14 protein-coding genes and 1 tRNA gene are annotated in these 11,989 nt (G+C 60.0%); 2 read left to right on the forward strand and 13 right to left on the reverse strand.

Annotated elements, in window-relative coordinates; genetic code table 11:
- Positions 1 to 15 precede the first annotated feature (15 nt).
- The 4 genes from rimI to PAF20_RS00690 all read right to left on the reverse strand — a co-directional run bounded on the left by rimI (position 16) and on the right by PAF20_RS00690 (position 2,088).
- Entirely contained in the window at positions 16 to 414 is a 399-nt protein-coding gene (gene rimI, locus PAF20_RS00675; protein ID WP_271071842.1) for a ribosomal protein S18-alanine N-acetyltransferase, read from the reverse strand.
- Positions 411 to 986 carry a tRNA (adenosine(37)-N6)-threonylcarbamoyltransferase complex dimerization subunit type 1 TsaB gene (gene tsaB / locus PAF20_RS00680; protein WP_271071843.1) on the reverse strand — a complete coding sequence of 192 codons (576 nt, stop codon included), beginning with the start codon at positions 984 to 986 and terminating at the stop codon, positions 411 to 413. The genes rimI and tsaB overlap by 4 nt, the downstream gene beginning before the upstream one ends.
- Positions 987 to 993: 7 nt before the next feature.
- On the reverse strand, positions 994 to 1,548 hold the full coding sequence (locus PAF20_RS00685) for a NifU family protein (RefSeq protein ID WP_271071844.1): 555 nt from the start codon (positions 1,546 to 1,548) through the stop codon (positions 994 to 996).
- Between the two features lie 84 nt (positions 1,549 to 1,632).
- Entirely contained in the window at positions 1,633 to 2,088 is a 456-nt protein-coding gene (locus PAF20_RS00690; protein WP_271071845.1) for a universal stress protein, read from the reverse strand.
- Positions 2,089 to 2,246: 158 nt separating this feature from the next.
- On the opposite strand from PAF20_RS00690, the gene PAF20_RS00695 reads away from it, so the two are divergent.
- Positions 2,247 to 2,990 (forward strand): sugar transferase, encoded by a 744-nt coding sequence (locus PAF20_RS00695; protein ID WP_271071846.1) that lies wholly within the window; start codon positions 2,247 to 2,249, stop codon positions 2,988 to 2,990.
- Between the two features lie 33 nt (positions 2,991 to 3,023).
- Here the strand turns inward: PAF20_RS00695 and PAF20_RS00700 are convergent, their stop codons facing one another.
- The 5 genes from PAF20_RS00700 to PAF20_RS00720 all read right to left on the reverse strand — a co-directional run bounded on the left by PAF20_RS00700 (position 3,024) and on the right by PAF20_RS00720 (position 7,751).
- Positions 3,024 to 3,485, reverse strand: a complete 462-nt coding sequence (locus PAF20_RS00700) for a CreA family protein (RefSeq protein WP_271071847.1) — start codon at positions 3,483 to 3,485, stop codon at positions 3,024 to 3,026.
- An 11-nt stretch (positions 3,486 to 3,496) separates the two neighbouring features.
- A complete protein-coding gene (locus tag PAF20_RS00705; RefSeq protein ID WP_271071848.1) occupies positions 3,497 to 4,048 on the reverse strand; it encodes a DUF2585 family protein in 552 nt (183 codons plus the stop codon).
- Positions 4,045 to 4,806 carry a metallophosphoesterase gene (locus PAF20_RS00710; RefSeq protein WP_271071849.1) on the reverse strand — a complete coding sequence of 254 codons (762 nt, stop codon included), beginning with the start codon at positions 4,804 to 4,806 and terminating at the stop codon, positions 4,045 to 4,047. Before PAF20_RS00710 ends, PAF20_RS00705 begins: the two co-directional genes overlap by 4 nt.
- A gap of 106 nt (positions 4,807 to 4,912) precedes the next feature.
- Complete coding sequence (gene serA, locus PAF20_RS00715; RefSeq protein WP_271071850.1) at positions 4,913 to 6,502, reverse strand: phosphoglycerate dehydrogenase; 1,590 nt, start codon at positions 6,500 to 6,502, stop codon at positions 4,913 to 4,915.
- 103 nt (positions 6,503 to 6,605) lie between these two features.
- The gene (locus PAF20_RS00720; protein ID WP_271071851.1) at positions 6,606 to 7,751 is read right to left on the reverse strand and encodes a phosphoserine transaminase; all 1,146 of its coding nucleotides are present in this window, start codon (positions 7,749 to 7,751) and stop codon (positions 6,606 to 6,608) included.
- Positions 7,752 to 7,937: 186 nt separating this feature from the next.
- On the opposite strand from PAF20_RS00720, the gene PAF20_RS00725 reads away from it, so the two are divergent.
- Entirely contained in the window at positions 7,938 to 8,279 is a 342-nt protein-coding gene (locus tag PAF20_RS00725; RefSeq protein ID WP_271071852.1) for a hypothetical protein, read from the forward strand.
- Here the strand turns inward: PAF20_RS00725 and PAF20_RS00730 are convergent.
- From PAF20_RS00730 to PAF20_RS00745, 4 genes are all read right to left on the reverse strand, one after another.
- Entirely contained in the window at positions 8,276 to 10,087 is a 1,812-nt protein-coding gene (locus PAF20_RS00730; RefSeq protein ID WP_271071853.1) for an ABC transporter transmembrane domain-containing protein, read from the reverse strand. The two genes, PAF20_RS00725 and PAF20_RS00730, sit on opposite strands and share 4 nt — an antisense overlap.
- A 58-nt stretch (positions 10,088 to 10,145) precedes the next feature.
- Positions 10,146 to 10,775 (reverse strand): 5'-methylthioadenosine/S-adenosylhomocysteine nucleosidase, encoded by a 630-nt coding sequence (locus PAF20_RS00735; RefSeq protein WP_271071854.1) that lies wholly within the window; start codon positions 10,773 to 10,775, stop codon positions 10,146 to 10,148.
- A gap of 37 nt (positions 10,776 to 10,812) precedes the next feature.
- A tRNA-Leu gene (locus tag PAF20_RS00740) sits at positions 10,813 to 10,898 on the reverse strand.
- Between the two features lie 105 nt (positions 10,899 to 11,003).
- Positions 11,004 to 11,987 (reverse strand): ABC transporter substrate-binding protein, encoded by a 984-nt coding sequence (locus tag PAF20_RS00745; RefSeq protein ID WP_271071855.1) that lies wholly within the window; start codon positions 11,985 to 11,987, stop codon positions 11,004 to 11,006.
- Positions 11,988 to 11,989 lie beyond the last annotated feature (2 nt).

The following is an 11,989-nucleotide window of genomic DNA, read 5'->3' on the forward strand; positions in this document are numbered from 1 at the left end:
CGGCGACCGTCTGTGCTATAACGACTTGCGCATGACGGCGGCATCCGCGCCGTCGCCGTAATAATTTCGGCGGCGACCGGCATTCTGCCATCCTGCGCCGGAATACAGTTGCAATGCAGCGACATTGTCTGCGGCGACCTCAAGAAATGCGGTAGCGGTACCGCGACGCGCGGCCTCTGCCTCGAACCGCGACAGGAGGGTTTGGCCGATGCCTTGCCGTCGCGCCGCTTGCGCGACAGCGATTGTCAGCAATTCGGCCTCATCGCTTACTGATCGTCCAAGGACGAAGCCGTGATCTTCTGTGATCAGAAAGCACGTGCCGTCGGTGAGAAGGGCAGTAAATTCTGCCTCCGACCAGGGGCGTGGCCGCGAGAAGCTGGCAGCGTGGAGCGCGGCGAGTTCGGCTGCGGTCACGGCAGGATGACCGGGCCGCTGTCACGCGGCGGCGCTGCATCGGCGGGGCGCAGGTAGATTGGGGCAGGACGCGGTTGCGGGGTCTGCGCGCGTTCCAGGGCGATCCGGGCAATCCCTTCGGCAATTCCGACAACAGGCTGAGTGACCGGTGGGCCCGGCGGAAGCTCTTGCAGCGGGCATTGCTGCGGCCCGCTTTCGCCGGCCCCGAAATCCTGCCAGATTGCCATATCTCTTTTACCGGGGATTACGATACGGCACGGTCGCGCAATGCCATAGGCAAGTGCCTCGGTTGCGCCAACACCAATGGCCGGGACGCCAAGGGAAAGGGCCAGCCCACGCGCAGCAGCAACGGAAATACGGATACCCGTAAAGTTGCCCGGTCCGGTCCCGACGCCGATCAGCTTCAGGTCGCGCCAACTGACGCCCGCGCCCGCAAGCATTTCCTCTATCAGCGGCATCAGACGTTCTGCCTGACCCTTGGCCATGTCTTCCTGCCGGGATGCGAGCAGCTTGCCACCCGACAGCAAAGCGGCCGCGCAATGCGCGGCCGATGTGTCAAAGCCAAGTGTCAACAACTGGTCAGGCAATAGGGCGAACCTCTGTCACTTCGGGAATGTAGTGACGCAGCAGGTTCTCGATCCCCATTTTCAGGGTCATGGTCGAAGAGGGGCAGCCGGCGCAGGCCCCTTGCATATGGAGGTAAACGACGCCCTTGTCGAAGCCGTGGAACGTAATGTCGCCGCCGTCCTGCGCGACGGCGGGGCGAACGCGGGTGTCCAGCAGTTCCTTGATCTGGCCGACGATCTCACCATCTTCGCCCTCATGCTCGGCATGGGCGGCCTGAGCCGTGCCCTCCATCACCGGGGCGCCGGACTGGAAATGCTCCATGATGGCGCCCAGAAGCGCAGGCTTCAGATGATCCCAATGGACCGCATCGGCCTTGGTCACGGTCACGAAGTCAGAGCCGAGGAACACACCCGTCACCCCGTCAATTCCGAATATGCGTGTCGCCAGCGGCGAAACCGCCGCAGCTTCGGCAGAGGTGAAATCAGCGGTACCCTGATCCAGAACCGCGCGTCCGGGCAGGAATTTCAGCGTGGCGGGGTTCGGCGTCGTTTCAGTCTGGATGAACATGGCGGTGCTCCTTTGACATTCATATGGGCTGTCAGCGGCTTTCGGTCAAGCATTGCCGGGCCGATTCGCGTGGCGTTTCAACGCCTAAGAAATCGCTTCAAGCCGGTCGCGTGACAGGTCGCCGGGGATAAGCGTGACAGGACATGGCAGGCCCGACACGTCGCGCAGCAGACGGCTGACCAGGGGACCGGGTCCGTCCTTGCCGGAACTTGCGCCCAACACGAGGACGCCGATCTCCGGATCGCTGGTGATCTGATCCAGAAGCTGCGCGGCGGGGTCGCCTTCGCGGATCACCAGTTCCGGCTCTACCCCCTGACTGTCCCGCATCCATCGCGCAAAGATCTGATACTGCGACGTGATTCGATCCTCTGCCTCTTGCCGCATCAGTTCGGCAACACCGATCCCGTGCTGAATCGCGTCCGGCGGGATGATCGACAGCACGACCACCCCGCCATTCGTCCGCGATGCGCGCATAGCCGCAAAACGCATCGCATTCTGGCATTCTGGCGATTCATCCAGCACAACCAAAAACTTACGCATATTCATAGCCTCATCGGTCGGCGGATTCTTGCGTAGAGATTGCCGCATTTGCGCTAAAGCAGCAACAGGTTGGAACCCAGTGCTGTCTGGGCGGTTTCTTCGGCTGGCGCTTATGCTATCAAATCAATGCACTTCCACGTTTCCTAGGGGGCCGATCTTTGACGCTCTACCAAGATTGGGACAAGATCGAGACCAGCCGTGCCCTTACCGAGGCGGAGCTTTGGGCGCAGGATATCAGGCCCGAAGACCATAGTTTCTATCGGAAAAAAGGTAAACGTGTCGTAGACATCATGCTTGCCGTTCTGCTGATAGCGATCCTTGCGGTGCCGATGCTGATCGTGGCGGCGGTGTTGCTGGCAACACAAGGCCGACCGCTGATCTATTCCGGTGCAAGGATGAAGTCACCCGACCAGCCATTTCGACAGTACAAGTTTCGCACCATGCTGCGCGTCGATGAAGACAGCGGTGCGACCGGTGCGCACAAGCACTGGCGCATCACGCCGTTGGGTAGCTTTTTACGCCGCTCCCGGCTGGATGAACTGCCTCAGCTTTTCAATATCCTCGTCGGGGATATGAGCTTTGTCGGGCCGCGTCCTCCGCTGCCCGAATATGTCGAGCGGTTCCCCTCGCTTTATTCGACTATTCTGCGGTCTCGTCCCGGTGTGACCGGCCTTGCGACGTTGATCTACCATCGCCACGAGGACAGGATTATGGCGAAGTGTAAGACAGCTGAGGAAACCGAACGCGCCTATTACGCGCGCTGCCTGCCGACCAAGCTGCGGATTGAACTGGTTTATCGTCGGGCTGCGACCCCGTTCCTTGACCTGTGGATCATGTGGAAGACCTTTGTCGCGGTCATTCCGGGTTTCGATCGCCCGCGCCGGAAGCGCCGCGGGCTTTAACGAGGTCCAACCAACTATCTCGCCATTACGGGCTCACTCGGTCGCTGGTTGTGCGGGCTGCCTGACCGGCACGGTCGAAATCGCCATCTTGGCCGAACCTTCCGTCAATTCACTGGCGTGGGCCAGGTAAATCAGCACCTGATTTTCTTCATCGTAAATTCGCCGCACACGCAGCGATTTAAAGACCAATGAGCGTCCCTCACTGAAGACTTCCTCTCCATCCTCGCTGTCGGACACGTCGCCGATACGGATCGGACCGGTCTGGCTGCATTCGATGGCGCTGTTGGACGGGTCTTCGAACCAGTTTCCCTGACTCAACCGGTCGATCATCGAACGAGAGAAATAGGCGAGGTGACAGGTCACGCCTTCAACCTTCGGATCGTGAATGGCTTCGATCACGATATCATTGCCAACCCAGTCCACGCCAACCTCGGCCACTTCTTCGGCGAGCGCCGGGCTGGCAGCAAGAATCATCGCTGTGACAAGTTTTTTCATCTTTTTCCCCTTTATCCTGCTGATTGCCAGTTCCGGACCGCCTCCAGCGGCCAGAGCAGCATCAACACATTCAACAACAACCCGTCGCGGATAAAATAGATCGTAACGGCCTCGGCAACAAAGAACAGGGCGATCGACAACCAGACGGGCAATATGCGGGCCAGCCAGAAGCCGAACAACATGGCCAGCATGTCCGCGACCGAATTGACGATACTGTCGCCAAAATAGTCGAGCGAGATCGTCGTTGTCCTATAGCGTTCAATGATGGTGGGAGAGTTTTCGACAATCTCCCATATCGCCTCAACAGCGGTTGCGATGACAAGGCGTGTGCCAAGCGAAAGACGCCGCGCCACCAGCCATAGCAAGGCGTAAAACAGTAACCCATGCAGAACATGAGACGGCGTATACCAGTCGGTCAGATGCTGCGAGTTTTCGCTGCTCATACTGTCGCCATGCCACAGCTTCACATAGCCACATTCGCAGATCGGCAGCCGGTCCATCGCGAAAAGGATCGTGGCGGCAGCGGCGATAATCAGCAGAGAGATCAGGATGGACCATTTCACTGCGGTGCCTCCGGTCGAAGCTGCACCGGCCCGTTTTCCGTCAGGTGCCAAGCCCCTTCGCTGTCCAGCCTGACGGCGGTAGCGGGGCGGCCGTAACCCGCACCGCTGTCGATATTCAGCCGGTTTCCGTAATGCGTCGGCTTTCGGATGGCCGTGTGGCCGTGAACCACCAGAACACCGTGATCGGCACCGGATTCAAGGAACGGCTTGCGTATCCACATCAGGTCTACCGGCGACTGCGCCGACAGATCGACGCCCGGCACAATCCCGGCATGAACAAACAGGAAACCACCCGGATGCAGGAAATAGGGCGCAAGCCCGTCCAGCCAGACAGCATGTTCACGCGGGATCTTTTTCAGCGCTTCCTCATGCACATCTTCCAGCGGACGGATTTCCGCATCGGCGACGCCATAGGAGAGCAGGGTTGCGCCCGCCCCGTTGCGCTCATCCCCCGTCCAGGTAAAGCCCGAACGCGTGCCTGGATCTATCCAGCCGGGGTCCTCCAGAAAGCGGGGCAGCTTGTTGTCGTGATTGCCTTTGACCACCTGCCAGCTGCGGCCCTGTCCCATGCCATTCATCAGGTGGTCGATCACCGCCGGAGAATCTGGCCCGCGATCAATCAGATCGCCCAGATGGATGATATGCGCATCGGTCCCGCCGTCCTGGGCAATCAGACGATGGGTGTCGCGCAGCGCGTCCATGCGCCCGTGAATGTCGCCGATGGCGTAAACTGGTTCGAAAGCGGAACTGCCGGACATCGTGACCCTCGCATGAGATACAGGCGAAACGACAGGAAAGCAGGCGGAATGACAAGGGCCCGGCGCGGTATGCGCCGGGCCCTGTGATTTAATTGCTCGCGAAGGATCAGACGTCGAAGCGAAGTGCGCGCGCCTGAAGGAACTTGCCGGTGCCTTCAAGGGCCGCCAGCACTTCGGGTGAAATCGCCTCATCCAGATACAGGATCGCAATCGCGTCCTCGCCCGTGGCAGAGCGGCCAAGCTGGAAGTTGGCGATGTTCACGCCCATCTCACCCAATGTGCTGCCAAGCGCACCAATGACACCCGGCACGTCCTTGTTGCGGGTATACAGCATATGTTCACCGATTTCGGCATCGACATTGATGCTGCGGATCTGGATGAAGCGCGGCTTGCCATCGCTGAAGACGGTGCCGGCGATGGAACGCTCGCGCTCCTCGGTGACGACCGAGACCTTGATATAGCCGTCATAGACGCCCCCGGCTTCTTGACGCGTGGTCGCGACCTGAATGCCGCGATCCTTGGCGATGGCCGGGGCGGACACCATATTCACTTCCGGGTTCGACGCCTTCATGACACCTGCGATGACCGAGGCGTTGAGCGCATTGACGTTCATTTCCGACACGACGCCGTCATAGAGGATGTTGATCGACTTGATCGCATCATCGGTCATCTGGCCGATGAAGCTGCCCAGTTGACCGGCCAGCTTGATCCACGGCCCCATAACCTTGGCTTCTTCCGCGGTCACAGAGGGCATGTTCAACGCGTTGGACACCGCCCCGGTCAGTAGATAGTCGGACATCTGCTCGGCCACCTGCAGCGCCACATTTTCCTGCGCTTCGCTGGTCGAGGCACCCAGATGCGGCGTCACGACGACGTTCGGCAGGTTGAACAGCGGGCTCTCCGTCGCGGGTTCGGTCGCGAAGACGTCAAGTGCTGCGCCAGCGACATGGCCCGATTGCAGTGCCTCTGCCAGGGCGTCCTCGTCGACCAGACCGCCACGCGCGGCGTTGACGATGCGCACGCCCTTTTTGGTCTTGGCAAGGTTCTCGCGCGACAGGATATTGCGCGTCTTGTCGGTCAGCGGCACATGCATGGTGATGAAATCCGCCTTGCCGAGCAGTTCGTCCAGTTCGACCTTCTTTACACCCAGCTGATCGGCGCGTTCTTCCGACAGGAAGGGGTCATAGGCCAGCACCTTCATCTTCAGCCCAAGCGCACGGTCGGCGACGATGGAGCCGATATTACCCGCCCCGATCAGGCCGAGCGTCTTGTTGAAGACCTCCACCCCCATGAAGCGGTTCTTTTCCCATTTGCCGGCATGGGTCGAAACGGAAGCCTCGGGCAGTTGGCGGGCAACCGCGAACATCAGCGCAATGGCATGTTCGGCGGTGGTAACGCTGTTGCCGAAAGGTGTGTTCATCACGATCACGCCCTTCTTGGACGCGGCCGGAATATCGACATTGTCGACACCGATCCCGGCGCGGCCGATCACCTTCAGATTGGCGGCATTTTCCAGCAGCTTTTCTGTAACTTTAGTGGCCGACCGAATGGCCAGACCGTCATATTGACCGATCACCTCGGCCAGCTTTTCCTTGTCCTTGCCAAGCTCCGGCATGAAATCCACATCAATCCCGCGGTCGCGGAAAATCTGGACGGCGGTTTCCGACAGCTTATCGGATACGAGAACCTTGGGCATGTGATGCTCCTCTCAGCAGATGCGCGGGGCAATCGCCTCCATGCGCGTCTTTGGTGTAAAAATACCTCGGGGGTCCGGGGGCGGAGCCCCCGGTTCCTAACGATCAAGCCTGCGCGGCGATCTCTTCGTTGAACGCCCATTCGATCCAGGGCAGCAGCGCCTGAACGTCGGCGGTTTCAACGGTCGATCCGCACCAGATCCGCAGACCCGCAGGCGCATCGCGATAAGCACCGATATCCAGTGCCACGCTTTCCTTCTCCAGCCGCTTTGCAACGGCCTTGGCGAAGGCTGACCCGTCCTTGATGCGGTCATCGGTGAATTTCAGGCAGACGCTGGTGGTCGAGGCCGTCGCCGGATCCTCTGCCAGGTTGGCAATCCAGTCGCGGCTGGCGCAGAAATCCCAGACCGCCTGCGCATTTGCCGTCGCACGGTCTTCGAGACCTTTCTGCCCGCCAACCGACTTCGCCCATTCCAGCGAGACAAGATAGTCCTCAACACACAGCATAGACGGCGTGTTGATCGTTTCGCCCTTGAAGATGCCCTCGATCAGCTTGCCGCCCTTGGTCATGCGGAAGATCTTCGGCAGCGGCCATGGGGGTGTATAGCTTTCCAGCCTCTCCACGGCGCGGGGCGACAGGATCAGGACCCCATGCCCGCCTTCGCCGCCCAGCACCTTCTGCCAGGAGAAGGTCACCACATCCAGCTTGTCGAAAGGCAGCTCCATCGCAAACGCGGCCGAGGTCGCGTCGCAGATTGTCAGCCCAGCCCGATCCGCCGGGATCGCGTCGCCATTCGGCAGCCGCACGCCCGAGGTCGTGCCGTTCCAGGTGAACACCACGTCGCGGTCGAAATCGACCGACGCGAAATCCACGATCTGGCCATATTCGGCGGTCTGCACCTTCGCATCCAGCTTGAGCTGCTTGACCACATCCGTGACCCAGCCTGCGCCGAAACTCTCCCATGCCAGCATCTCGACCGGGCGCTCGCCCAGCAGCGACCACATCGCCATCTCGACCGCACCGGTATCAGATGCTGGAACGATGCCGATACGATAGTCCGACGGAACCCCAAGGATTTCGCGCGTCATCTCAATCGCCTTGGCAAGTTTTTCCTTGCCGATTGCGGCGCGATGCGAGCGGCCAAGCGGCGCGTCGGACAGCATATCCAGATTGTAATTGGGAATCTTGGCGCAAGGGCCAGAAGAAAAGCGCGGATTAGCCGGACGCGCAGCCGGTTGCGTATTCGCCATAACGTTACCCTTCCAGGCAAAAGCCCCTCGTTGGGGAGGGGTGTCCCGCTGCGGGGCATACTCCCATCAACAAAGATTCGGCAAGGGAAAATTTTGACAACGATCGATCCGGGGATCGTGAGTTGGTCCGAAGAATGGTTTGGTGTAACGCTTTGACAGGTTCAAACTACGCAGCAGGGTGTCATCATGCGCGTTCTTATCGTTACGTTCTTTCTGGCATTGTCGGCCTGTGTTCCCGAAACGACGACAGGGGTCGATTCTGACGCCCGACCCGGCGCGATGAATGCGCAGGAGCGCGCTGAATGTCAGGCCAAAGGCGGCGAGGTTGTGCAGGGACTGGGGCCAGCGGTATGTGCGACGCCCGCACCGGATGCCGGGAAATCCTGTCAAAGCGGCAGCGAGTGCAGCGGCGGGCTTTGTCTTGCAAAGCAAGAGGGGCCGGTCGGTCAATGCGCGCCGTCGTCAGCCACTTTTGGTTGCATGAGTGTCATGGAGAACGGCGAGAAGGCGATGATCTGTATCGACTAAGCCGAAACCGCTTCGTCAGCTGATTGGACAGGCACTCCGTCAGTAAATTGCAGCCTTGCAAGCCGTGAATACAGGCCGCCTTCCGCGATCAGTTCCTCGTGCTTGCCGGTTGCGACGATCTGTCCGCGGTCGAATACGACAATACGATCCGCTTGTTTCACGGTCGCCAGCCGGTGCGCGACAACGATTGTCGTGCGGCCTTCTGCCAGTCTTTCGACGGCCCGCTGAACCGCGTATTCCGATTCCGCATCAAGCGCCGATGTCGCCTCGTCCAGCAGCAATACTGGCGCGTTGCGCAGGATTGCGCGGGCAATGGCGATGCGTTGCTTCTGCCCGCCCGACAGCATGACGCCACGCTCGCCGACCTGACTGTCATAACCATCGGGAAGTGCGGTCAGGAACTCATGGGCATTGGCTGATCGCGCGGCTTCCTCGACTTCTGCATCGGTGGCGTCAGGGCGTCCGAAGCGGATGTTCTCTCTCGCGGTCGTGGCGAAGATCACCGGGTCCTGTGGAACAAGCGCGATCTGGCTGCGAAAATCGTGGCGGGCCATCTTGCGCAGGTCGATGCCATCCAGCGTGACACGTCCCTGTTGAGGGTCCCAGAAACGCTGCACCAACTGGACGACGGTCGTCTTGCCCGCGCCGGATGGACCGACAAGCGCAACCGTCTCGCCGGGCCGGACCGTCAGCGCGACGTCACGAAGGGCAGAATGGCCGGGACGCGACGGATAGCTGAAGGTCACATCCTCCAGCCGGATCTCGCCTCGAACCGGATCGGGCAGCGCTTTCGGTTGAGCGGGATCGGTCAGACTGTCTTCGGCAGACAGCAATTCCGCCAGCCTTTCTGTGGCGCCGGCTGCACGCTGAAGCTCTCCCCAGATTTCGGACAGCGCGCCGACTGCACCGGCGACCAGCACAGCGTAAATGACGAACTGCACCAGTTCCCCGACGCTCATCAAACCGGCGTCGACATCACGCGCGCCGATCCAGAGCACGCCGATGATACCGGCGCAGATCAGGAAAATGACAATCACCGTCAGCGCCGCCCGTGTGCCGATCCGGCGTTTGGCCGAACGATAGCTTTCCTCTGTCAGCTGGGCGAAATCGGCGCGGGTGGCACTTTCGTGGGTGAATGCCTGCACGGTCTGGGCCGCCTGAAGGGCTTCGGATGCCGCACCGGAAGACGCGGCGATCCAGTCCTGATTTTCGCGCGCAAGCAGGCGCAGCCTGCGACCCAGCCCGATGATTGGGATCAGGATCAACGGCACCAGAAGCAGCACCAACCCAGTCAGCTTGGCCGAGGTCAGGAACAGCATGAACAGCCCGCCGATCATCAGCAGGATATTCCGAAGCGCAACGGAAACGGATGATCCGACCACCGACTGAATGACGGTCGTGTCCGTTGTAATCCTGCTGAGGATTTCGCCGGTCAGGATGCGTTCGAAGAAGGCTGGTGACAAGGACAGCACGCGATCGAAAACGGCTTTGCGAATATCGGCCACGACACGCTCGCCCAGTCTGGTGACGAGGTAGTATCGCAGACCGGTTCCGACCGCCAAAAGCGCAACGATGATCATGGCCGCGCGGAAATATTCGTCCAGCAGAACAGAGCCGATGTCGAACCCGTCCACAACGCGGCGCACCGCCACGGGCAGAACAAGGCTGATGGTCGCGGTCGTTATCAGCGCAAGAAGTGCGGCAAACGCCATGCCGCGATATGGCCGCACAAAGGGCCACAGCGCAGCCAATGCGCTGACGCGGCGACTGGATGGTCGGTCGGAAGCTTGTTTTGGTGCGCGTGCCATGCGTGCCTGCAGGGATTGATCGCCTCGGTTTAGGCGGCTTGTGCCAAAGCGACAACCTTCAAAGGCTTATCCGACCGGATGACAAATGGTCGCGCAGCAGGTCGACGGCATCCGCAAGCTTCTGGTCGACCACATGCAGCAGCCTTGTCCAGTCATCCAGATGATGCAATTCCTCGACACCGTCAGAGATGCCACGCAGGGCAATAAGCGGCAGGCCGAATTTCTGACAGGCTCTCAGGATGGCGAAGCTTTCCATATCGACCATATCTTCGGCGATTTTGTCGTATTCAGCACCGGAAACCACATTGCTGCCTGTCGAAAGGCTGGCCGCGGGGATGCCCGGAATCAGAATACCCAGCGGAAGGGTTGAGGGAAGGTCAAGAAGCGGCGTGGTCCCTTTCTCGAATCCAAGGACTGAGGCGTCGATATCGCGCCAGCTGACCGAGACGGCCTGATAAACCGCCGTCTGCTCCAGCTTTGCGGACCCTGCCGATCCCAGCGACACCACGAGTTTCGGCAGTTGGCCGGCGGAATTTAGTTGCGAAAGGGCGATACCGGTTTCAATTCCAGCCTCAACCGGACCAATCCCGGTCATTAGCGGTTTGATACGTGATCGCAGGGCAGGACCGTATTCGGCCTCTGCCGCCATGATGAACAGTGTCGGCACACCGCCGAAATCCGTGATCATCCCCTCTTTTCGCCGATCTCTCACTGATGGGTCGATGTGGTGCGGGCCGCGGGACTCGAACCCGCACGGCCTTGCGGCCCAAAGATTTTAAGTCTCATGCGTCTACCATTCCGCCACGCCCGCAACCTGCTGAAAAGTTGATAAATTCCCTTTCAGTCGATGAAATCTATCATGTGTTGCGCCGAGGGCAAGGCGTTCGCCCGGAATTAGAGGTGAACGCCGCGGCCGCTAACGGGCAAGATAGTCGTTGTTGAACCAGCCGGTCATATCCGGCATTTCCGTTAGCGTGTTGCCGGTTTCGTCGCGCAGACCCTGTGCGTCAAGCATAAAGGCGGTGCTCTCTTTCAGCATCTGGGGGTCGATCAGACCGACAGGCTCACCCTCGTCTTTGAGGTAGCCGCCCTCGACCAATGCCGCCATCGAACCGTGGACAAGCTGTTCATCAGGCAGCATGCCATCCGTGGCTTCGATCAGAATGTCGGCGGCCTCTGCCGGGTTTTCCAGAGCAAAGGCATAGCCACGCTGCGTCGCTTTTATCAGCGCCTCTGCCGCCTCCGGGTGGTTTTCGATCCAGCTTTGATTCCCGCCTATCAGCGTGGTCTGCTGATCCGGGACACCATAATCTGCATATCTGAAGGATCGCTGCGGACGGTTCAGCAATTCGGCGTTCACGCCTTCCCATGTCAGGATTTCCAGGGTGAAATCGACGGTGCCATTCGCCAGTGCCTCATAAGCAGAGGTGCCCAGTGTCACGGTTTCAAATGTACCTTCCGCACCATCATGGCGGATCATGGTCGAAATCAGGGCGCTTTCCCATTCGGTGCCGAACCCGGCATAAGTCTTGCCATCAAGATCGGCGGGTCGTTGTATGGCCTCATTGTCGCCATTGACGACAAGCTGACCGGTTTCATGCTGGGTCACGGCCATGACAAGTTGCAGATCGGCACCTGCCGACCTTTGCGTAATAAATCCGATGATGCCAACAATCCCGAATTGCGCGACGCCCGACGCCACCAGCGTTCCAGCGGATGTGTCGGAATAGGGCAGAATATCGACGTCCAGGCCGGCTTCCTCGTACCAGCCTTTTTCTTGCGCGACATAGAGCCCGATGTGGTTTGTATTCGGCGTCCAGTCGAGCGCGACGGAAATCTGCTCTTGCGCAAAGGCGGAATAGGGCAGGCCGCTTATCAAAAGCGCGATCAGTTTCTTCATGG

Origin of the sequence: Paracoccus albus (assembly GCF_027913035.1) — a bacterium.
Classification (GTDB): Bacteria; Pseudomonadota; Alphaproteobacteria; order Rhodobacterales; family Rhodobacteraceae; genus Paracoccus; species Paracoccus albus.